The 20437-nt window shown below is 51.1% G+C and carries 23 protein-coding genes and 1 other annotated feature; of the genes, 15 read left to right on the top strand and 8 right to left on the bottom strand.

Annotation, left to right across the window (positions count from 1 at the left end):
- Window positions 1-2: 2 nt before the first annotated feature.
- The 4 genes from chbR to cedA all read left to right on the top strand — a co-directional run bounded on the left by chbR (window position 3) and on the right by cedA (window position 3541).
- Window positions 3-845: a transcriptional regulator ChbR gene (chbR, locus tag JM656_RS12195; protein ID WP_203358018.1), complete on the top strand. Its 843-nt coding sequence runs from the start codon at window positions 3-5 to the stop codon at window positions 843-845.
- Between the two features lie 127 nt (window positions 846-972).
- On the top strand, window positions 973-2322 hold the full coding sequence (locus JM656_RS12190) for a 6-phospho-beta-glucosidase (protein WP_203358017.1): 1350 nt from the start codon (window positions 973-975) through the stop codon (window positions 2320-2322).
- A gap of 12 nt (window positions 2323-2334) precedes the next feature.
- Complete coding sequence (chbG, locus tag JM656_RS12185; protein WP_203358016.1) at window positions 2335-3093, top strand: chitin disaccharide deacetylase; 759 nt, start codon at window positions 2335-2337, stop codon at window positions 3091-3093.
- A 205-nt stretch (window positions 3094-3298) separates the two neighbouring features.
- Entirely contained in the window at window positions 3299-3541 is a 243-nt protein-coding gene (gene cedA / locus JM656_RS12180) for a cell division activator CedA (protein WP_203358015.1), read from the top strand.
- 61 nt (window positions 3542-3602) lie between these two features.
- Here the strand turns inward: cedA and tcyP are convergent, their stop codons facing one another.
- The 4 genes from tcyP to hxpB form a co-directional block, all read right to left on the bottom strand.
- On the bottom strand, window positions 3603-4994 hold the full coding sequence (gene tcyP / locus JM656_RS12175) for a cystine/sulfocysteine:cation symporter (protein WP_203358014.1): 1392 nt from the start codon (window positions 4992-4994) through the stop codon (window positions 3603-3605).
- Between the two features lie 135 nt (window positions 4995-5129).
- Window positions 5130-5717 (bottom strand): metal-dependent hydrolase, encoded by a 588-nt coding sequence (locus tag JM656_RS12170; protein WP_203358013.1) that lies wholly within the window; start codon window positions 5715-5717, stop codon window positions 5130-5132.
- 96 nt (window positions 5718-5813) lie between these two features.
- Entirely contained in the window at window positions 5814-6575 is a 762-nt protein-coding gene (gene kduD / locus JM656_RS12165) for a 2-dehydro-3-deoxy-D-gluconate 5-dehydrogenase KduD (RefSeq protein ID WP_203358012.1), read from the bottom strand.
- Window positions 6576-6713: 138 nt separating this feature from the next.
- Window positions 6714-7382: a hexitol phosphatase HxpB gene (gene hxpB / locus JM656_RS12160; protein ID WP_203358011.1), complete on the bottom strand. Its 669-nt coding sequence runs from the start codon at window positions 7380-7382 to the stop codon at window positions 6714-6716.
- Window positions 7383-7531: 149 nt separating this feature from the next.
- On the opposite strand from hxpB, the gene JM656_RS12155 reads away from it, so the two are divergent.
- On the top strand, window positions 7532-8071 hold the full coding sequence (locus JM656_RS12155) for a YniB family protein (RefSeq protein WP_203358010.1): 540 nt from the start codon (window positions 7532-7534) through the stop codon (window positions 8069-8071).
- 87 nt (window positions 8072-8158) lie between these two features.
- On the opposite strand, the gene JM656_RS12150 is transcribed toward JM656_RS12155, so the two are convergent.
- From JM656_RS12150 to pfkB, 3 genes are all read right to left on the bottom strand, one after another.
- Window positions 8159-9019: a fructosamine kinase family protein gene (locus JM656_RS12150; protein WP_203358009.1), complete on the bottom strand. Its 861-nt coding sequence runs from the start codon at window positions 9017-9019 to the stop codon at window positions 8159-8161.
- A 106-nt stretch (window positions 9020-9125) separates the two neighbouring features.
- Window positions 9126-9416, bottom strand: coding sequence for a type V toxin-antitoxin system endoribonuclease antitoxin GhoS (gene ghoS, locus JM656_RS12145; RefSeq protein WP_203358008.1), 291 nt, complete (start codon window positions 9414-9416; stop codon window positions 9126-9128).
- Between the two features lie 103 nt (window positions 9417-9519).
- Window positions 9520-10452 (bottom strand): 6-phosphofructokinase II, encoded by a 933-nt coding sequence (pfkB, locus tag JM656_RS12140; protein ID WP_203361283.1) that lies wholly within the window; start codon window positions 10450-10452, stop codon window positions 9520-9522.
- A 288-nt stretch (window positions 10453-10740) separates the two neighbouring features.
- Between pfkB and JM656_RS12135 the strand changes: the two genes are divergently transcribed.
- Window positions 10741-11499 carry a YdiY family protein gene (locus JM656_RS12135; RefSeq protein ID WP_203358007.1) on the top strand — a complete coding sequence of 253 codons (759 nt, stop codon included), beginning with the start codon at window positions 10741-10743 and terminating at the stop codon, window positions 11497-11499.
- Window positions 11500-11673: 174 nt separating this feature from the next.
- Here the strand turns inward: JM656_RS12135 and yniD are convergent, their stop codons facing one another.
- Window positions 11674-11781 carry a small membrane protein YniD gene (gene yniD, locus JM656_RS12130; RefSeq protein ID WP_162379854.1) on the bottom strand — a complete coding sequence of 36 codons (108 nt, stop codon included), beginning with the start codon at window positions 11779-11781 and terminating at the stop codon, window positions 11674-11676.
- Between the two features lie 302 nt (window positions 11782-12083).
- Between yniD and thrS the strand changes: the two genes are divergently transcribed.
- The 9 genes from thrS (at window position 12084) to btuC (ending at window position 20393) form a co-directional block, all read left to right on the top strand.
- Complete coding sequence (gene thrS, locus JM656_RS12125; protein ID WP_203358006.1) at window positions 12084-14012, top strand: threonine--tRNA ligase; 1929 nt, start codon at window positions 12084-12086, stop codon at window positions 14010-14012.
- A gap of 3 nt (window positions 14013-14015) precedes the next feature.
- Complete coding sequence (gene infC, locus JM656_RS12120) at window positions 14016-14558, top strand: translation initiation factor IF-3 (protein ID WP_071828920.1); 543 nt, start codon at window positions 14016-14018, stop codon at window positions 14556-14558.
- Between the two features lie 96 nt (window positions 14559-14654).
- The gene (gene rpmI / locus JM656_RS12115) at window positions 14655-14852 is read left to right on the top strand and encodes a 50S ribosomal protein L35 (protein ID WP_003030583.1); all 198 of its coding nucleotides are present in this window, start codon (window positions 14655-14657) and stop codon (window positions 14850-14852) included.
- A gap of 52 nt (window positions 14853-14904) precedes the next feature.
- Window positions 14905-15261 (top strand): 50S ribosomal protein L20, encoded by a 357-nt coding sequence (rplT, locus tag JM656_RS12110; protein ID WP_192612043.1) that lies wholly within the window; start codon window positions 14905-14907, stop codon window positions 15259-15261.
- A 119-nt stretch (window positions 15262-15380) separates the two neighbouring features.
- Window positions 15381-15505: a sequence feature (Phe leader region), on the top strand.
- Window positions 15386-15430: a pheST operon leader peptide PheM gene (pheM, locus tag JM656_RS12105; RefSeq protein ID WP_001386830.1), complete on the top strand. Its 45-nt coding sequence runs from the start codon at window positions 15386-15388 to the stop codon at window positions 15428-15430. (Overlaps the previous feature by 45 nt.)
- Before the next feature lie 114 nt (window positions 15506-15619).
- Window positions 15620-16603: a phenylalanine--tRNA ligase subunit alpha gene (gene pheS / locus JM656_RS12100; RefSeq protein WP_192612044.1), complete on the top strand. Its 984-nt coding sequence runs from the start codon at window positions 15620-15622 to the stop codon at window positions 16601-16603.
- A gap of 15 nt (window positions 16604-16618) precedes the next feature.
- On the top strand, window positions 16619-19006 hold the full coding sequence (gene pheT / locus JM656_RS12095; protein WP_203358005.1) for a phenylalanine--tRNA ligase subunit beta: 2388 nt from the start codon (window positions 16619-16621) through the stop codon (window positions 19004-19006).
- A 4-nt stretch (window positions 19007-19010) separates the two neighbouring features.
- Entirely contained in the window at window positions 19011-19310 is a 300-nt protein-coding gene (gene ihfA / locus JM656_RS12090; RefSeq protein ID WP_003030571.1) for an integration host factor subunit alpha, read from the top strand.
- A 102-nt stretch (window positions 19311-19412) separates the two neighbouring features.
- On the top strand, window positions 19413-20393 hold the full coding sequence (btuC, locus tag JM656_RS12085) for a vitamin B12 ABC transporter permease BtuC (RefSeq protein ID WP_203358004.1): 981 nt from the start codon (window positions 19413-19415) through the stop codon (window positions 20391-20393).
- The last annotated feature ends 44 nt before the right edge of the window (window positions 20394-20437 follow it).

The raw sequence follows: 20437 nt of genomic DNA, 5'->3' as shown, positions 1-20437 counted from the left end.
ATATGATGCAGCTACAGGTTAACGCGCCGGAAATTGCGACCGCTTTTGAGCAGCAGCTTTTTAACGGTAAAAATTTCCATGTGTTTATCTACAACAAAACTGAGAGTATCAGTGGGCTGCACCAGCATGATTACTATGAGTTTACCCTGGTATTAACCGGTCGCTATTATCAGGAAATCAACGGCAAGCGGGTGTTGCTGGAGCGTGGAGACTTTGTTTTTATCCCTCTGGGGTCTCACCATCAAAGTTTTTACGAATTTGGCGCCACGCGCATTCTGAATGTCGGCATCAGTAAACGTTTTTTTGAACAGCACTATCACCCTTTATTACCGTTTTGCTTTGTGGCATCGCAGGTGTATCGGGCTAACAGCGCCTTTCTCACCTATATCGAGACAGTGATTGCGTCGCTCAACTTTCGGGACAACGAACTGGATGAATTTATAGAAGTGGTCACCTTCTATATCATTAATCGGTTACGGCACCACCGGGAAGAGCAGGTGATTGGCGATATTCCACAATGGCTTAAAGCCACTGTGGAGGCGATGCACGACAAAACGCGGTTTGGCGAAAGCGCGCTGGAAAATATGGTATACCTGTCCGCAAAATCCCAGGAGTACCTGACCCGCGCGACCCAGCGTTATTACAGCAAAACGCCGATGCAGATTATTAATGAAATCCGTATCAACTTTGCGAAAAAACAGCTGGAAATGACCAACTATTCGGTAACCGATATCGCTTATGAAGCGGGATACAGTAGCCCAAGCCTGTTCATTAAAACCTTTAAAAAACTGACGTCATTTACGCCGAATAGCTACCGGAAAAGATTAACTGAAATAAATCAATAGCGATTTATTTGTTCGACTCAATTATTTTAAAGCTTGCCCGAAAAATAATGCCGGGACGCCATGCGACTGTCCTGTATTTGGGCGAAGCATAATACACGCCAGTGTTTTTACACTGAATGGAGATATTATGAGCCAGAAATTAAAGATCGTCACCATTGGTGGCGGGAGCAGTTACACCCCTGAATTACTTGAAGGCTTTATTAAGCGTTATCACGAATTACCGGTTTCCGAATTATGGTTGGTCGATGTGGAAGGCGGCAAAGAGAAACTGGATATTATTTTTGATCTTTGCCAGCGAATGATCGACAAAGCTGGCGTACCGATGAAGTTGTTTAAGACCCTCGACCGCCGTGAAGCGTTGAAAGGGGCTGACTTTGTCACCACCCAACTGCGCGTGGGCCAACTGAAAGCCCGCGAACTCGATGAGCGTATCCCTCTCAGTCAGGGATATCTTGGTCAGGAGACCAACGGCGCTGGCGGCCTGTTCAAAGGGTTGCGTACCATTCCGGTTATTTTCGATATCATTCGCGATGTGGAAGAACTTTGCCCGAATGCGTGGGTGATTAACTTTACCAACCCGGCAGGAATGGTGACGGAAGCGGTTTACCGACACACTAACTTCAAGAAATTTATCGGTGTGTGCAATATTCCGGTTGGCATGAAGATGTTTATTAATGACGTGCTGAAATTATCGGAAGACGACGATCTGTCTATTGACCTGTTTGGTTTGAACCATATGGTCTTTATTAAAGATGTGCTGGTAAATGGTGAATCACGGTTTGCCGAACTTCTGGACGGTGTCGCCTCCGGTGAGTTGAAAGCCTCAACGGTGAAAAATATTTTCGACCTGCCGTTCAGCGAAGGGTTAATTCGTTCTCTGAATCTGCTGCCGTGCTCTTATCTGCTGTATTACTTCAAACAGAAAGAGATGCTGGCCATTGAATTAGGGGAATATTATAAAGGCGGCGCTCGCGCTCAGGTGGTGCAAAAAGTGGAGAAACAACTTTTTGACCTTTATAAGAATCCAGAACTTAACGTGAAGCCGAAAGAGCTTGAGCAACGCGGCGGGGCGTATTACTCCGACGCCGCCTGTGAAGTGATTAATGCAATCTATAATGACAAGCAGACTGAGCATTATGTCAACATCCCGCATCATGGGCATGTCGATAATATTCCGGCTGACTGGGCGGTGGAAATGACCTGTACGTTAGGACGCAATGGCGCCACGCCGCATCCGCGTATTACGCATTTTGACGAGAAAGTGTTGGGTCTTATCTATACCATTAAAGGATTTGAAGTCGCGGCAAGTAAGGCGGCGCTGAGCGGTGAATTTAATGATGTCTTGCTGGCGCTTAACCTGAGCCCGCTGGTGCATTCTGACCGTGATGCGGAAAGCCTGGCGCGCGAACTGATTCTGGCGCATGAAAAGTGGCTGCCTCATTTTGCGGACTGCATTGAAAAGCTCAAAGAACACTAACAGAGGTTGGCTATGGAACGCTTATTGATTGTGAATGCGGATGATTTTGGCCTGAGCAAAGGGCAAAACTACGGCATTGTGGAGAGCTGTCGTCATGGTGTGGTCACTTCCACGACCGCGCTGGTCAATGGTGACGCTATCGATCATGCCGTTCAACTTAGCCGTGAAGTCCCTGAGCTTGCGGTGGGGATGCACTTTGTTCTGACGCTGGGGAAACCGTTAACGCAGATGCCAGGGCTAACCCGTGATGGCCGTCTGGGGAAATGGATCTGGCAGATGGCGGAAGAAGACGACTTACCGCTGGACGAAATTTCGCATGAACTGGAATGTCAGTATCAGCGTTTTATAGAACTGTTTGGTAAAGCGCCAACGCATCTGGACAGCCATCACCATGTCCATATGTTCCCGCAGATTTTCCCGCGGGTGGCGCATTTTGCCGCACAACAGGGTGTTGCATTGCGAATCGATCGCCAGACGGTATTTAAAGATACCGATTTGCCGATGGCGCTGCGAAGCTCGCAAGGGTTTAGCAGCGAGTTTTATGGTGAGGCGATTTCAGAATCGCTCTTTTTGCAGGTGCTTGACGCTTCTGCAGAAAAAGGCGAGGCATCACTCGAAGTCATGTGTCATCCGGCCTTTGTCGACAATACACTTCGTCAGAGCGCCTACTGTTACCCCCGCTTGACTGAGCTTGATGTGCTTACGTCCCCGTCATTGAAAAATGCCATTGCGGAACGTGGGTATCGTCTCGGCAGTTTTCTTGATGTATAGAGCCTGAGTTTGCGGCGCGATAGAGCGCCGCTTTTTTTATTTCACCCATGTTTTATATTTGCTGCTCGCTATTTCCCCTTCAACTTTCCCATCCGCGATCGCTACGATGCGTGTAACCGCACACGCAGGGCAGGACGCCGGGGGGCAAAATCGGCTAAGATAGTGTTTTTATGATTTTTTGAATTTGCCTTTAGTGAAACAACTGATGATGAAACCTCTTCGCCAACAAAATCGCCCGGTTATCAGCTATGTTCCACGCGTGGAGCCTGCGCAGCCGGAACACGCGATAAAAATGGAGTCATTTCGTGACGTGTGGATTATGCGTGGAAAATACGTCGCGTTTGTCTTAATGGGGGAGTCGTTTCAGCGATCGCCTGCGTTTACCGTTCCGGAGTCGGCGCAGCGCTGGGCAAATCAGATCCGCCAGGAAAATGAGTTGGCGGAATAAGGGGATATAAAAAAACCGCCTGTAGGAGATACAGGCGGTTTTTTCACATCATCAGAGCGGATTAGTGATGAGCCAGTTCGGCATCATCCTCGCTGTCCAGAATGGTTTTATCTGTCTGCTTCAGCCATTGACTGGTCAGAGTACCGGCCGTCATTGAGCCACTGACATTCAGCGCAGTACGCCCCATATCGATCAGCGGTTCGACGGAAATCAACAGGGCAACCAGCGTGACCGGCAGCCCCATGGCGGGCAGAACGATCAGCGCGGCGAACGTCGCACCGCCACCCACACCCGCAACACCCGCAGAGCTTACCGTGACGATACCAACCAGCGTGGCAATCCATACGGGATCCAGCGGGTTAATGCCAACGGTCGGTGCCACCATGACGGCCAGCATTGCCGGGTACAGACCCGCACAGCCGTTCTGACCAATGGTCGCGCCAAAAGAGGCCGCAAAGCTGGCGATAGATTCCGGTACGCCCAGACGACGCGTTTGCGCTTCAACGTTCAACGGAATTGACGCAGCGCTGGAACGGCTGGTAAAGGCAAAGGTCAGGACCGGCCACACTTTGCGGAAATATTTCAGCGGGCTGACGCCATTAACGCCAAGCAGAACGCCGTGTACGGCAAACATAATCGCCAGGCCAAGATAGGACGCCACAACAAAGCTTCCCAGCTTGATGATGTCCTGCAGGTTAGAACCAGCCACGACTTTGGTCATCAGTGCCAGCACGCCATAAGGCGTTAACTGCATAACCAGACGAACCAGTTTCATTACCCAGCTCTGCAGGGTATCGATGGCGGTTAACACGCGCTCGCCTTTCGGCGCGTCATCTTTCAGCAGTTTCAGCGCCGCAACGCCGAGGAACGCAGCGAAAATGACCACGCTGATGATCGACGTCGGGTTTGCCCCGGTCAGGTCGGCAAACGGGTTTTTCGGGATGAATGACAACACCAGCTGCGGTACGCTGAGGTCGGCCACTTTGCCCACATAGTTGGTTTCAATGGCGGTCAGACGCGCCGTTTCTGCGCCTCCCTGCACCAGACCTTCCGCGGTCAGACCAAACAGATTGGTCACCAGTACCCCCACCAGAGCGGCGATCAACGTGGTGAACAGCAAGGTGCCGATGGTCAGAAAACTGATTTTTCCCAGTTGAGAGGCGTTATGCAAACGCGCCACCGCACTCAGGATCGAGGCGAAGACCAGCGGCATAACAATCATTTGCAGCAGTTGCACATAGCCGTTACCGACAATGTTGAACCACTGAACTGAATCTTTTAAGACCTGGCTGTCAGACCCGTAAATCGTGTGCAGAGCAAGGCCAAAGACCACGCCCATGACCAGACCCACCAGTACTTTCTTTGCCAGACTCCACTGTTTGTGACGGGCTTGCGCCAGCACAAACAGCAGTACAACGAACACCACGATGTTCGCAACTAATGGAAAATTCATCCCCGTTCTCCTGATCTTTTTATTTGTATCGCTTCGTTTCTGCGATTCTGTTGCCGCAAGATTAGCAGAACTGTGAGTTGCCTCTTATATTCAAATGGAATTGTTTATACCAAAAACAACAGTTGCGTCGATTTACTAATCGATTTGGTGATTTATAAAACGGTTGAACTGGAATTGCAGCGTATTGATCATATGCGAAGACCAGCGTACGGCACTGTTTTCGGGGATTGTCTGCGGCATCCACACGGCCCAGGCAAACAGCGCCATGCAGAGAAAACGCTCCAGTTGATTACCTTTCTGTGGGACAAGTATTGGCAGGCGGAAGCGCCAGCGACACGGCCAGAGCAGAGGGACACCAGCCGGGGTTAGCATGTCTGCCAGAATATGGCTTAAGTAGCCCAGCACCATGCCCTGCAAGGCGTCGGCCGGGATTATCCAGCTCTCCGGGACTTTCAGATAAAACGTGGTCAGTAGCGCAAATACCGCCAGCAGACTGTGGGTAAATCCACGATGACCAAAAGCCCTGGCAATCGGTTTGGAGATCCATTTTAACCGCTGACCGAGCAATGACTTTGGATGATCAATGTCAGGCAACAGGCAGGTCAGAATTGCTGAAGGGACAATATGCCACCAGTCGCCCTGCGCGAGAACGGGCGTAAGCTCGGCATTTTTGGCAAATACCGCACAGGCAATTGAAAAAAGGAGGTGGCCTTCCGCCGTCATGATAGAACCCAATAAACTGTCAATTCATACAGTATAGGGTTTTTGTACAGTAGGCGGAAGAGGTGACGTTGTAACCCTATGTCACAAAAGTGGTGATTAGCGTGCCAGCCAGCCACCGTCAACGGCAATGGTATAGCCGTTGATGTAGGCAGAAGCGTCTGATGCGAGAAAAACCACCGGGCCTTTCAGGTCGTCTGGCGTTCCCCAGCGTCCAGCCGGAATGCGATCGACGATCTCTTTGCTGCGCCCGGCATCATCGCGCAACTGCTGCGTATTGTTTGTGGCCATATAACCCGGGGCGATGGCATTGACGTTGATCTGATGTGGCGCCCATTCATTGGCCAACAGGCGGGTAAGACCCAGCACACCGCTTTTAGAAGCGGTATAAGAGGGAACACGGATCCCGCCCTGGAAAGAGAGCATGGAGGCAATATTGATGATTTTGCCACCGTGGCCTTGCTGTAAAAACTGGCGCGCCACGGCCTGTGAAAGAAAGAAAACAGATTTGAGATTCAGGTTCATCACGTCATCCCAGTCTTTCTCGCTGAAAGAGAGCGCATCGTCGCGGCGAATCGTCCCGGCGTTATTGACCAGAATATCCACCCGCCCGAATTTCGCGACCGTCTGGTTCACGATATCAGCGATAGAACTTTGCTGGCTCAGGTCGGCCTGAATCGTCATAAATTGCCTGCCCAGCGCCGCAACTTTTGCTGCCGTCTCGTGGGGGATCTTCCGGTTCACACCCACGATGTTGCAGCCTGCCTCGGCAAGCGCGACAGCCATACCCTGGCCCAGCCCGGTATCGCAACCGGTGACGATCGCTGTTTTCCCCGCCAGACTAAACGCATCCAAAATCATACTTACCTCGGCTACCCATGTTTATCAGCGATAACGAATGAAAGAAGAATAGAAGAGGTTGCGAGGGAATACAACAAAAAATGAAACGCTGTTTTAAAAAAATAAAAGAAAGGGGCAATGCGCGATTGCCCCTGAGGATTAGCCACGCAAATGGGCGGCCGTAAGATCGGATAAAGAAGTCAGTTTCACGTCGGCAAGGGCAAAACGTGCATCGTGTTGACCCTCTTCAGCAGGAACGACGATGGAGCGCATACGGGCGGCTTTTGACGCCACCATGCCGTTGACGGAGTCCTCCAGCGCGACGCAGGCTAACGGGTCGATGCCCAGCTTGGTTGCGCAGTCGATATAAACCTGCGGGTGCGGCTTGCTGTAGGGGAGTTTTTCCGCCGAGGCGAGGGCGTCGAAGCTGTCGCGCAAACCAAACATAGTCAGGACTTTTTCCAGCATATGCAGTGGGGAAGCCGACGCCAGCCCGACCAGCAATCCCTGAGATTTGCACAGCGCAACGGCCTCACGTACGCCAGGCAGCAGTGGACGCGTTTCCTCTACCAGTGAGATAGCCCGCGCGATGATCCGGTCAGTGACTTCCTGACGGTCAGGCCCCTTCCAGGGCTGATGTGCGTACCACAGGTCGACAACCATATCGATACGTAAACCCAGGGTGTCCGGGAGTTCATGGCGGCGGGCGATATCTACGCCTAAACTAGCCATCACATCCAGTTCGGCCTGATCCCATAGCGGCTCGGAATCGATCAGTAATCCATCCATATCAAAAATTGCAGCAAGAATTTGACGCGGGGTTGACATCACAACCTCTCCTGTTGAGATTAAAACGTAAGGTAATGAGCGTTCATTATGGCTACTACCGTACCATACTGCCTTTAAAAATCGGGCGAAAATAGTTATCAGAAGGTAGACTTAAGGCCAAAACAGCGCGTCTTTACCAAGGGGAACTCATGACGTATCAACAAGCTGGACGCATTGCTATCTTAAAAAGGATTCTGGGATGGGTGATTTTCATCCCTGCGCTGATTTCTACGCTGGTGTCGGTACTGAAATTTATGTACGCCCGCAGCGAGAAGCAAGAGGGGATTAATGCGGTGATGCTCGATTTTGCCCACGTGATGATCGACATGATGCGCGTTAATACCCCGTTCCTGAACCTGTTCTGGTACAACTCGCCGACGCCGGATTTTCAAAACAGTCTCAATGTGATGTTTTGGGTGATTTTCGTCCTGATCTTCATTGGTCTTGCGTTGCAGGACTCTGGTGCCAGAATGAGCCGTCAGGCGCGTTTTCTCCGTGAAGGCGTTGAGGACCAGTTGATTCTGGAAAAAGCCAAAGGTGCTGAGGGGATCTCGCGTGAGCAGATCGAGTCACGTATCGTCGTGCCGCATCACACTATCTTTCTGCAGTTTTTTCCGCTTTATATCCTGCCGGTGATTATTATCGTGCTCGGCTACGTCTTCTTTTCTCTGCTGGGATTTGTCGGGTAAAAATAATGCCGGATAGCGGCTGACGCCTTATCCGGCCAGGGGGTGTGGTTGTGTGCCCGATAAGCGTCGCGCCATCGGGCATACACACTACGCTGCCAACAGTCTGTCCATTGCTTTCTGCGCAATCACCAGGTGCTGACCGCCAAACAGAATCGCCCGGTTTAGCAATGTATACAGCTGATAGACGGGCTGGCGATCCAGAAAATCTAACGGCAATGGGGAAACCGACTGGTAGCCATCATAGATTTGTGGAGGTTGATCGGTATGCAGCGGCAGCATCGCCAGATCGCACTCTCTGTCACCCCAGTAGCAGGCGGGGTCAAAGATATAAGGCCCATCTGGACCCAGCGCACAGTTTGCCGACCACAGATCGCCATGTAAAAGTGAGGGCTGTGGTTGATGTGAGGAGAGTCGCTGTTGGATATGCTCAACAATAGCGTCGATGTTACCGAACGCTATTCCTTTTTCTGCAGCCAACTCTAGCTGCCAACCAATACGTTGTTCTGCGAAAAAGGTCGACCAGCGTCGTTGCCAGGCGTTGGGTTGTGGCGTGGTAGAGAGTGCGTTATCGAAATCAAGACCGAATTGCGGCTGCTCGCTCCAGGCGTGTAAATGGGCGAGCTGTTGACCCAGAATAAACGCATTATGGGCATCCAGCGGACGGGGTGGGAGATAATCCATCACCAGGAAACTGTAGTCTCTGTCTGAACCTACGGCCCACACTTTCGGTACCGCAACGGTTTTACTGCGAGAGAGCAATTCCAGTTGGTCAGCTTCGGCCGTAAAGCCCGGAAGGAGTTCTCTTTCATCACACTTAACGAAAAAATCACGTCCCGCATAGCGTAAATGCCATGCGGCATGGATCTCTCCGCCGGGCAGTTCATTACGCAGTTCGATTTCGCCTTCACCTAATTGCTCGCTTAAAAGACGACTGATAGCCTGCCACATGATGTCTCTCCCCATGTTGTCTGCCAGATCATAAGGTTAGCGCATAAATGCGGTAAAAAAACACGAACTGACGCACACCTGAGACGCGTCGTCGCTGTAATGGCACTTATTGTTTGTCTTTTCGCCACTCCTCCCATGTGGAAACGGAAATTCCGGGTTTATTGCCTAACGCACTTTCAGCCAGCCCTGCGGTGAGTGCCGTCACCTCGTCTTTATTCAGTGCGCTAATCAGGCCAAAGGTGTTTGTGCCAAGTTCATGCACGTTTCCGTCTTCATCCGTCAGGGTCAACAAGAAACCACCGCGTGTAAGATGATTATTAAGCTCATTAATTTCCGTTAAGGAGTGCTCATGAAACGTTACGGTTATGACATAACGGGTGATATCACCACTGGCCATAATTCACCTCTTTGTAATCACATGACTTTTCAGCATAGACGGAGAATCACCATGCTGACAGGTTTGTCGGCGAATCCCCTCACAATTAAGGAGGGGAAAACCGTTATGATTGCGTCAAATAAGCATAAATCTTTTGTGTATCCTCAGCGGAGCACAAACGCGTTCCCTGATTGAGGGTCGCCGCGCTCCCCGCAGCTACACCGAACCGCACCATATCTTCCAGAGATGCATCCTCAGCCAATTTCAGCGTCATGGCACCAACCATGCTGTCACCCGCACCCACGGTGCTTTGACTTTTCACCGGCGGAGGGACGACCTGAACGCAACTGTCGGCGTCGACCGCCAGCGCACCTTGTGGGCCCAGAGAAACAACAACCCGATGCGCTTTACCGCTTTTCACAATCTCCTGAGCCGCGTTACGCACGTCATCAGGTTGGGTGAGTTCACGGTTGACCAGTGCGCTCAGTTCTTTTTGGTTGGGTTTAACCAGTTCAATATTGCCGATATCTAAGGCCGCGCGTAGGGCATCGCCTGAACTGTCAACAATGCAACGAATGCCTTGTTTCTGCGCCGCCGAGATCAGCTGCGTGAGTTTTTCCAGCTTGACGCCGGGCGGCAAACTACCGCTGATAACGAGCAACGCGCCGGATTCAATTTCGAGAACCTGTTCTTCAAGCAACTGAAATTCTTTGTCGCTAAGCGATGCGCCGGGCATCACGAAGCGATATTGCTCGCCGCTGGATCCGACGTGGACATGCAGATTCTGGCGGGTCCAGTCTTTGGCTTCAACTGTTGCGACGGGAACATGTTCATCGGCCAATAAGGCTACCAGGTGTTCGCCGGTGGCACCGCCAGCGGGGAAAATGGCGGTGGCCGTACCGCCAAGATGTGAAATTGCACGGGCGACGTTGATGCCGCCGCCGCCGGGCTCAAAAACCGGTGACGTGCAGCGGAGCTTCCCTTCGGGGTAGATTTGCGGCGTGAGTGTTGCGCTATCGAGAGAGGGCGCAAGTGTTAACGTATAGATACGTACCATCATTACCTCCTGTTAGGCTGAATTCAGTCTGGCACCGAACGCCTGGAAAGTGAAGTAATTAACGGTATGATTTATTGGCTATTTATTCAAAATTTGCGCTATGTGTAGATATAAATAATTTATTGATTCAGGAGCGCCCTTATTCAAAAAATGAAATAAGAATTCATTGCTATGTTATTCGAGCCTTTTTATAATTTGTTACCTTTCCGGCGATCGTTTGTCTTTGATCCCTAAGAAGGTTTCCGGGACCGCTATGGTCTCTTTTTTTGTTGTACGGACTCTTTATAAATGAAGCTTTTGAAGACAGTACCCGCTGCATTAATGCTGGCGGGTGGCGTCGTTGCGTCAATGCATGCCGCCGCCGATGATTCCGTTTTTACTGTCATGGATGATCCCACCACCGCGAAGAAACCCTTTGAAGGTAACCTGAATGCGGGATACCTTGCTCAGTCAGGCAATACCCAAAGCTCTTCCATAACGGCGGATACCACCATGACCTGGTACGGTCAAACCACCGCATGGTCACTGTGGGGGAATGCCAGCAACACCTCGTCGAATGATGAGCGTTCTTCGGAAAAATACGCTGTGGGCGGCCGTAGCCGTTTTAACACCACCGATTATGATTATCTTTTTGGCCAGGCGAGTTGGCTTACCGACCGCTACAACGGTTACCACGAGCGTGATATTGCGACGGCAGGGTATGGTCGCCAGTTTCTCAATGGTCCGGTACACAGTTTCCGTTTTGAATTCGGTCCCGGTGTTCGTTATGACGAACGCACAGACGATACGACGGAAACTCAGCCACTCGGTTATGCGTCGGGCGCTTACGCCTGGCAGATGACGGATACCACTAAATTCACGCAGGGCGTGTCAGTGTTTGGGGCGGATGATACCACCCTCAACTCGGAGACGGCGCTCGATGTCGCCATCAATGAACATTTCGGCTTGAAGGTTGCTTATAATGTGACCTGGAACTCCGAACCGCCGGAAACGGCGCCAGAGCATACAGATCGCCGTACGACAGTTTCACTGGGTTATAAGATGTAAACGTGCGCCGGGTCGTTTACAGGCGACCCGGCCGTTTTAAAATGCGACGTTATTTTTTATTCTTTTCAGAAAATTATTTCAGTCATCGCTGGCGGGGGAATATTAACGCGCATTTGCGTTTTATTGTTGCGCAGGGAATATACAGCGCTTAACGTTCCGCCATTATTCTGAAGGTTAACCCCAGATCATCGCCGCCCAGCGTAACAGAAGCATCGCACCACAGATGGCAATCAACACAACCACCATCTTCCAGTGTTTTTTCGCAAAGCGGTTCGTCGGCATTATCCTTTTCCTGTTAAATTCAACCTGATTTTCTTAGTGTAACAAAGTCGCGGCAAGTCAGTCAGTTGATTTACATCATAGAGTTCAGTGTGATTGCGGCTTTGAACGACCGTCAATGCCGTGTACACTGTCAAACGGTGTTATCAAAAAGCGGATGTAGGTTACGGTATCGCCACGCGAGTGGTACGTGACATATTTCGCAGAGTGAAGCGGGAATCAGTCCATAACTTTTTGATAAATTTAACATTGAAACTTTGTATGTGATCTTTCGTGTGGGTCACCACTGCAAATAAGGATATAACATGCCTGTTATTACTCTTCCTGATGGCAGCCAACGCCATTACGACCACGCTGTAAGCCCCATGGATGTTGCGCTGGACATCGGTCCAGGACTGGCGAAAGCCACCATTGCTGGCCGTGTAAATGGTGAGCTGGTTGACGCTTCCGATCTCATCGAACATGATGCGAAGCTCTCCATCATCACCGCCAAGGATGAAGAAGGTCTTGAGATCATTCGTCACTCCTGTGCGCACCTGTTAGGGCACGCGATCAAACAACTTTGGCCGAATACCAAAATGGCTATCGGTCCGGTTGTCGACAACGGTTTTTACTATGACATTGATCTTGACCGTACGTTAACCCAGGAAGATGTCGACGCGCTCGAGAAGCGGATGCACGAGCTCGCTGAGAAAAACTACGACGTCATTAAGAAAAAAGTCAGCTGGCACGAAGCGCGTGAAACCTTCGTGAAGCGTGGCGAGACGTATAAAATCTCTATTCTTGATGAAAACATTACTCATGATGATAAGCCTGGCTTGTATCATCATGAAGAATATGTCGATATGTGCCGCGGTCCGCACGTGCCGAACATGCGTTTCTGCCATCACTTCAAACTGATGAAAACCGCAGGCGCATACTGGCGCGGCGACAGCAACAATAAGATGCTGCAGCGTATTTATGGTACTGCATGGGCCGATAAGAAAGCCCTGAGCGCCTACCTGCAACGTCTGGAAGAAGCGGCCAAACGCGACCACCGTAAAATCGGTAAGCAGCTTGACCTGTACCATATGCAGGAAGAAGCACCGGGTATGGTGTTCTGGCACAATGACGGCTGGACCATTTTCCGTGAACTGGAAGTTTTTGTTCGTTCAAAACTGAAAGAGTACCAGTATCAGGAAGTGAAAGGCCCGTTCATGATGGACCGTGTCCTGTGGGAAAAAACAGGGCACTGGGACAACTATAAAGATGCGATGTTCACCACCTCTTCCGAGAACCGTGAATACTGCATCAAACCGATGAACTGCCCGGGTCACGTTCAGATCTTCAATCAGGGTCTGAAATCCTACCGCGATCTGCCGCTGCGTATGGCGGAGTTCGGTAGTTGCCACCGTAACGAGCCGTCTGGTGCGTTGCATGGCCTGATGCGTGTACGTGGCTTTACTCAGGATGATGCGCATATCTTCTGTACTGAAGAGCAGATCCGTGATGAAGTGAACGCCTGCATTCGTATGGTCTACGATATGTATAGCACTTTTGGCTTCGAGAAGATCGTCGTCAAACTTTCCACTCGCCCCGAAAAACGTATCGGCAGCGACGAAATGTGGGATCGTGCTGAGGCGGACTTAGCGGTTGCACTGGAAGAAAACAATATCCCGTTTGAATATCAACTGGGTGAGGGTGCATTCTACGGTCCGAAAATTGAGTTTACCCTGTATGACTGCCTCGATCGTGCATGGCAGTGCGGCACTGTACAGCTGGACTTCTCTCTGCCGTCTCGTTTAAGCGCCTCTTATGTTGGCGAAAACAACGAACGTCAGGTTCCGGTTATGATTCACCGCGCAATTCTTGGGTCGATGGAACGTTTCATCGGTATCCTGACTGAAGAGTTCGCAGGCTTCTTCCCGACCTGGCTTGCGCCGGTTCAGGTTGTGGTCATGAATATTACCGATTCACAGTCTGAATACGTTAACGAATTAACGCAGAAACTACAAAATGCGGGCATTCGTGTAAAAGCAGACTTGAGAAATGAGAAGATAGGCTTTAAAATCCGCGAGCACACTTTACGTCGTGTCCCTTACATGTTGGTCTGTGGCGACAAAGAGGTAGAAGCAGGCAAAGTTGCCGTGCGTACCCGTCGTGGCAAAGACTTGGGCAGCCTGGACGTAAATGAAGTTATCGAGAAGCTGCAACAAGAGATTCGCAGCCGCAGTCTTCAACAACTGGAGGAATAAGGTATTAAAGGCGGAAAACGAGTTCAAACGGCACGTCCGAATCGTATCAATGGCGAGATTCGCGCCCTGGAAGTTCGCTTAACAGGTCTGGAAGGCGAAGCTTTGGGTATTGTGAGTCTGAGAGAAGCTATCGAAAAAGCTGAAGAAGCTGGAGTAGATTTAGTTGAAATCAGCCCTAACGCCGAACCGCCAGTTTGTCGTATTATGGACTACGGCAAGTTCCTTTATGAAAAGAGTAAGTCTTCTAAGGAACAGAAGAAGAAACAAAAAGTTATCCAGGTTAAGGAAATTAAATTCCGTCCTGGTACCGACGATGGCGATTACCAGGTAAAACTCCGCAGCCTGGTACGCTTTCTGGAAGATGGCGATAAGGCTAAGATCACGCTGCGTTTCCGCGGTCGTGAGATGGCCCACCAACAGATCGGTATGGAAGTGCTTACGCGCGTCCGTGACGATCTGAGTGAACTGGCAGTAGTCGAATCCTTCCCTACGAAGATCGAAGGCCGCCAGATGATCATGGTGCTCGCTCCTAAGAAGAAACAGTAAGGCCTTCAAGTAGCAATGTCTGTGGAGCCTGCGGGTTCCACAGCCGTTGTTCGCCTACGTTTCGTTTATTAACAATGCGAAGTGGAAGTTATTAAAATGCCTAAAATTAAGACCGTACGCGGTGCTGCTAAGCGCTTCAAAAAAACCGGTGGTGGTGGATTTAAGCGTAAGCACGCAAACCTGCGTCATATTCTGACCAAAAAATCGACTAAGCGTAAACGTCACCTGCGTCCAAAAGGCCTTGTTTCTAAAGGCGATCTGGGTCTGGTAATCGCGTGCCTGCCGTACGCATAAGCCGTTAACGTTTAACTTTTTTCACTAAGAATATAGATACAGGAGAGCACATATGGCTCGCGTAAAACGTGGTGTAATGGCACGTGCACGTCACAAGAAGATCATGAAACAAGCCAAAGGCTACTACGGTGCGCGTTCTCGCGTATACCGCGTTGCCTTCCAGGCTGTTATCAAAGCTGGCCAGTATGCTTACCGTGACCGTCGTCAACGTAAGCGTCAGTTCCGTCAACTGTGGATTGCGCGTATCAACGCAGCAGCACGTCAGAACGGTATTTCTTACAGCAAATTCATCAACGGCCTGAAAAAAGCCTCTGTTGAAATTGACCGTAAGATCCTGGCTGACATCGCAGTATTCGACAAATTAGCGTTCACCGCTCTGGTCGAAAAAGCGAAAGCAGCTCTGGCATAAGCCAGTGAAAAGAGGGAGCCTGGCTCCCTCTCTTTTATTTGTAGTGCAATCAATCAGTTGACAATTTACCCGTAACCCTTTTCAATAAAGGTCTTTCGGTTTTACCCAACAAGGTAACGCAAGCATGAATGCTGCTATTTTCCGTTTCTTTTTTTACTTTAGCACCTGACTTCAGGAGGCTAGCGCGTGAGAAATGAAACGGAAAACAGCGCCAGAAAGCCTCCCCAGTGGAGGCTTTTTTTGTATCTAAAATTGCGCGATCTATTTCAAGTAGCAGGCGTACAGGCTGCAACTCGAAATAGTTAGAGCAAAAATAATGACCACAAACGGTGTCTTCACCGACACAATGAGGAAAACCATGTCACATCTCGCAGAGCTGGTTGCCAGTGCAAAGGCAGCCATTAACCAGGCGTCAGATGTTGCCGCGTTAGACAATGTACGCGTCGAATATTTGGGCAAGAAAGGGCATTTAACCCTTCAGATGACGACCCTGCGTGAACTGCCGCCAGAAGAGCGTCCGGCCGCTGGTGCGGTTATCAACGAAGCGAAAGAGCAGGTGCAGCAAGCGCTGAACGCACGTAAGGCAGATTTAGAAAATGCTGCGCTGAACGCGCGTCTGGCCGAAGAAACGATTGACGTTTCTCTGCCTGGTCGTCGTATCGAAAACGGCGGTCTGCATCCGGTGACCCGTACCATCGATCGTATTGAAAGTTTCTTTGGCGAGCTTGGTTTTACCGTGGCGACAGGCCCGGAAATCGAAGACGACTATCACAACTTCGATGCGCTGAATATCCCAGGTCATCACCCGGCACGTGCGGACCACGACACATTCTGGTTTGATGCGACCCGCCTGCTGCGTACGCAGACCTCTGGCGTTCAGATCCGTACCATGAAAGACCAGCAGCCGCCGATTCGTATCATCGCGCCGGGACGCGTGTATCGTAACGATTACGATCAGACCCACACCCCGATGTTCCATCAGATGGAAGGATTGATTGTTGACACCAACATCAGCTTTACCAACCTGAAAGGCACGCTGCACGACTTCCTGCGTAACTTCTTTGAAGAAGATTTGCAGATCCGTTTCCGTCCTTCTTACTTCCCGTTCACTGAGCCGTCTGCAGAAGTGGATGTGATGGGCAAAAATGGCAAATGGCTGGAAGTGCTGGGTTGCGGCATGGTGCATCCAAACGTACTGCGTAATGTCGGCATCGATCCGGAAATTTATTCTGGCTTCGCCTTTGGTATGGGCATGGAACGTTTGACGATGCTGCGTTATGGCGTGACTGACCTGCGTTCATTCTTCGAAAACGATCTGCGTTTCCTCAAACAGTTTAAATAAAGGCAGGAATAAATAATGAAATTCAGTGAACTGTGGTTACGCGAATGGGTAAACCCGGCTATCGATAGCGATGCGCTGTCGAACCAAATCACCATGGCCGGTCTGGAAGTTGATGGTGTTGATCCGGTTGCCGGCGAGTTTAACGGTGTAGTGGTGGGCGAAGTGGTGGAATGCAGTCAGCATCCTAACGCCGACAAACTGCGCGTAACGAAAGTCAATGTGGGTGGTGAACGCCTGCTGGATATCGTCTGTGGCGCGCCGAACTGCCGCCAGGGGCTGCGTGTCGCGGTGGCGACAGTCGGAGCCGTACTGCCGGGCGATTTTAAAATTAAAGCGGCTAAGCTGCGCGGTGAGCCGTCGGAAGGGATGCTGTGCTCCTTCTCTGAGCTGGGCATTTCCGACGATCATAACGGCATTATCGAACTGCCAGCGGATGCGCCGATCGGTACTGACATCCGTGAATACCTGAAACTCGATGATAACACCATCGAGATCAGCGTGACGCCAAACCGTGCCGACTGTTTAGGTATTATCGGTGTCGCTCGTGACGTCGCTGTGCTGAACCAGGCGCCGCTGGTTGAGCCGGAAATCGCGCCTGTTGTGGCGATGGTCAATGATACGCTGCCTATCGCTGTAGACGCGCCAGAAGCCTGTCCGCGCTACCTGGGCCGCGTGGTCAAAGGTATCAACGTTAAAGCACCAACGCCGCTGTGGATGAAAGAGAAACTGCGTCGTTGTGGTATCCGTTCTATTGATGCCGTGGTTGACGTGACCAACTACGTGCTGCTCGAACTGGGTCAGCCGATGCACGCGTTTGATAAAGACCGCATCGAAGGCGGGATTGTCGTGCGTATGGCGAAAGAGGGTGAATCTCTGGTGCTGCTGGATGGCACTGAAGCCAAACTGAGCGCTGACACGCTGGTCATTGCTGACCATCAGAAAGCGCTGGCAATGGGCGGTATCTTCGGCGGTGAACACTCCGGTGTGAACGACGAAACGCAAAATGTGCTGCTGGAATGCGCATTCTTCAGCCCGCTCTCTATCACTGGTCGCGCACGCCGCCATGGTCTGCACACCGACGCATCTCACCGCTATGAGCGTGGCGTGGATCCGGCTCTGCAGCACAAAGCGATGGAACGTGCGACCCGTCTGCTGATCGACATTTGTGGTGGTGAAGCTGGTCCGGTCATTGACGTCACCCATGAAGCGACGTTGCCGAAGCGCGCGACCATCACCCTGCGTCGCAGCAAACTGGATCGCCTGATCGGTCATCACGTTGCGGATGAGCAAGTGAGCGATATTCTGCGCCGTCTGGGTTGCGAAGTCACTGAAGGTCAGGACGAGTGGAAAGCGGTTGCACCGAGCTGGCGCTTCGATATGGAGATTGAAGAAGATCTTGTCGAAGAAGTAGCGCGCGTGTACGGCTATAACAATATCCCTGATGAGCCTGTTCAGGCGGGTCTGATCATGGGAACGCACCGCGAAGCCAATCTGTCACTGAAGCGCGTCAAAACGATGCTGAATGACAAAGGCTATCAGGAAGTGATCACCTATAGCTTTGTTGATCCTAAAGTACAGCAATTGATTCACCCGGGTGTTGAAGCGCTGCTGCTGCCAAGCCCAATCTCTGTAGAGATGTCCGCAATGCGCCTGTCTCTGTGGACTGGCTTACTGGCGACCGTTGTCTATAACCAGAACCGTCAGCAGAACCGTGTACGCATTTTCGAAAGCGGTCTGCGTTTTGTTCCTGATACTCAGGCGAACCTGGGCATTCGTCAGGACCTGATGCTGGCAGGGGTGATTTGCGGTAACCGTCACGATGAGCACTGGAACCTGGCAAAAGAGACCGTTGATTTCTATGATCTGAAGGGCGACCTGGAATCAGTGCTGGACCTGACCGGTAAACTTGCTGACGTACAGTTCAAAGCAGAAGCCAATCCGGCACTGCATCCTGGACAGTCCGCAGCGATTTATCTGAAAGGTGAACGTATTGGTTTTATTGGGGTTGTTCATCCTGAGCTGGAACGTAAACTGGATCTCAACGGTCGCACTCTGGTGTTTGAACTGGAGTGGAATAAGCTCGCAGACCGCGTGGTGCCTCAGGCGGGTGAGATTTCTCGCTTCCCGGCTAACCGTCGCGATATCGCGGTTGTGGTCGCAGAAAACGTTCCTGCAGCAGATATTTTATCTGAGTGTAAGAAAGTTGGCGTAAATCAGGTAGTTGGCGTAAACTTATTTGACGTGTACCGCGGTAAGGGTGTTGCGGAGGGTTATAAGAGCCTCGCTATCAGCCTGATCCTTCAGGATACCAGCCGTACACTCGAAGAAGAGGAGATTGCCGCTACCGTCGCCAAATGTGTAGAGGCATTAAAAGAGCGATTCCAGGCATCATTGAGGGATTGAACCTATGGCGCTTACAAAAGCTGAAATGTCAGAATATCTGTTTGATAAGCTTGGGCTTAGCAAGCGGGATGCCAAAGAACTGGTCGAACTGTTTTTCGAAGAGATCCGTCGTGCTCTGGAAAACGGTGAGCAGGTAAAACTCTCTGGTTTTGGTAACTTCGATCTGCGTGATAAGAATCAACGTCCGGGCCGTAACCCGAAAACGGGCGAAGATATTCCCATTACAGCAAGGCGCGTGGTGACCTTCAGACCCGGACAGAAGTTAAAGAGTCGGGTTGAAAACGCAACGCCCAAAGAAGAGTAATTTTTAACTAACTAAAAAGGCCGCTTTTGCGGCCTTTTTTCTTTTCACTGCTGCATAAGCACCGTAAAATCAAGATCATCCCTTTTCAGCAGAATGGAAAATATGCTGACTTTTGCCCGCCAACAACAGCGACGACATGTGCGCTGGATACTGAGTCTGACGGCGCTAACGCTGCTGGCAGCCGCTGTAAGTTTATGTGCTGGAGAACAGTGGATAGGTCCAGGTGAGTGGTTTGGTACCCGTGGAGACCTGTTTGTCTGGCAAATTCGACTGCCACGGACGCTGGCTGTTTTGCTGGTCGGGGCCGCACTGGCGCTCTCCGGCGCGGTGATGCAGGCACTCTTTGAAAACCCACTTGCGGAGCCGGGACTGCTTGGCGTCTCCAATGGCGCTGGCGTGGGGCTTATTGCGGCCGTGCTGTTAGGGCAGGGTAAGCTTCCGGGTTGGGCATTAGGGGTGTGCGCCATTGCAGGCGCACTCATCATCACGCTCATTCTTCTGCGTTTCGCACGTCGTCATCTTTCGACCAGTCGTTTACTGCTTGCCGGTGTCGCGTTGGGCATTATTTGTAGTGCACTGATGACGTGGGCGATCTATTTTTCCACCTCTTTTGACCTGCGCCAGTTGATGTACTGGATGATGGGTGGCTTCGGCGGCGTTGACTGGCAACAGAGCTGGTTGATGATCGCATTGATTCCGGTTCTGATCTGGATTTGCTGCCAGTCGCAGGCTATGAATATGCTGGCATTGGGTGAAACCTCTGCCCGCCAGCTTGGGTTGCCTTTATGGTTCTGGCGTAATCTTCTGGTAGTGGCGACAGGATGGATGGTTGGCGTGAGCGTGGCGTTGGCTGGGGCAATTGGCTTTATCGGTTTGGTTATTCCCCATATATTGCGTTTATGCGGGTTAACCGACCATCGTGTCTTATTGCCTGCGTGTGCGCTGGCGGGCGCGATTGCGCTGTTGACGGCGGACGTGGTTGCCCGATTGGCGCTCGCCTCCGCAGAACTTCCCATCGGTGTGGTGACGGCCACATTGGGGGCGCCTGTCTTCATCTGGTTGCTATTAAAAGCAGGACGTTAAATACAAAGATCATCGCTGTTCGGTCTATGATTAGAAACTGATGT

This window comes from Citrobacter sp. R56 (assembly GCF_016811995.1).
Taxonomy (GTDB): Bacteria; Pseudomonadota; Gammaproteobacteria; order Enterobacterales; family Enterobacteriaceae; genus Citrobacter_D; species Citrobacter_D enshiensis.
This window is presented reverse-complemented; position numbering and strand designations above follow the sequence as displayed.

Coding starts and splice junctions, on each gene's coding strand:
- chbR (WP_203358018.1), top strand. CDS start 3: ATGATGCAGCTACAGGTTAACGCGCCGGAAATTGCGACCGCTTTTGAG.
- JM656_RS12190 (WP_203358017.1), top strand. CDS start 973: ATGAGCCAGAAATTAAAGATCGTCACCATTGGTGGCGGGAGCAGTTAC.
- chbG (WP_203358016.1), top strand. CDS start 2,335: ATGGAACGCTTATTGATTGTGAATGCGGATGATTTTGGCCTGAGCAAA.
- cedA (WP_203358015.1), top strand. CDS start 3,299: ATGATGAAACCTCTTCGCCAACAAAATCGCCCGGTTATCAGCTATGTT.
- tcyP (WP_203358014.1), bottom strand. CDS start 4,994: ATGAATTTTCCATTAGTTGCGAACATCGTGGTGTTCGTTGTACTGCTG.
- JM656_RS12170 (WP_203358013.1), bottom strand. CDS start 5,717: ATGACGGCGGAAGGCCACCTCCTTTTTTCAATTGCCTGTGCGGTATTT.
- kduD (WP_203358012.1), bottom strand. CDS start 6,575: ATGATTTTGGATGCGTTTAGTCTGGCGGGGAAAACAGCGATCGTCACC.
- hxpB (WP_203358011.1), bottom strand. CDS start 7,382: ATGTCAACCCCGCGTCAAATTCTTGCTGCAATTTTTGATATGGATGGA.
- JM656_RS12155 (WP_203358010.1), top strand. CDS start 7,532: ATGACGTATCAACAAGCTGGACGCATTGCTATCTTAAAAAGGATTCTG.
- JM656_RS12150 (WP_203358009.1), bottom strand. CDS start 9,019: ATGTGGCAGGCTATCAGTCGTCTTTTAAGCGAGCAATTAGGTGAAGGC.
- ghoS (WP_203358008.1), bottom strand. CDS start 9,416: ATGGCCAGTGGTGATATCACCCGTTATGTCATAACCGTAACGTTTCAT.
- pfkB (WP_203361283.1), bottom strand. CDS start 10,452: ATGGTACGTATCTATACGTTAACACTTGCGCCCTCTCTCGATAGCGCA.
- JM656_RS12135 (WP_203358007.1), top strand. CDS start 10,741: ATGAAGCTTTTGAAGACAGTACCCGCTGCATTAATGCTGGCGGGTGGC.
- yniD (WP_162379854.1), bottom strand. CDS start 11,781: ATGCCGACGAACCGCTTTGCGAAAAAACACTGGAAGATGGTGGTTGTG.
- thrS (WP_203358006.1), top strand. CDS start 12,084: ATGCCTGTTATTACTCTTCCTGATGGCAGCCAACGCCATTACGACCAC.
- rpmI (WP_003030583.1), top strand. CDS start 14,655: ATGCCTAAAATTAAGACCGTACGCGGTGCTGCTAAGCGCTTCAAAAAA.
- rplT (WP_192612043.1), top strand. CDS start 14,905: ATGGCTCGCGTAAAACGTGGTGTAATGGCACGTGCACGTCACAAGAAG.
- pheS (WP_192612044.1), top strand. CDS start 15,620: ATGTCACATCTCGCAGAGCTGGTTGCCAGTGCAAAGGCAGCCATTAAC.
- pheT (WP_203358005.1), top strand. CDS start 16,619: ATGAAATTCAGTGAACTGTGGTTACGCGAATGGGTAAACCCGGCTATC.
- ihfA (WP_003030571.1), top strand. CDS start 19,011: ATGGCGCTTACAAAAGCTGAAATGTCAGAATATCTGTTTGATAAGCTT.
- btuC (WP_203358004.1), top strand. CDS start 19,413: ATGCTGACTTTTGCCCGCCAACAACAGCGACGACATGTGCGCTGGATA.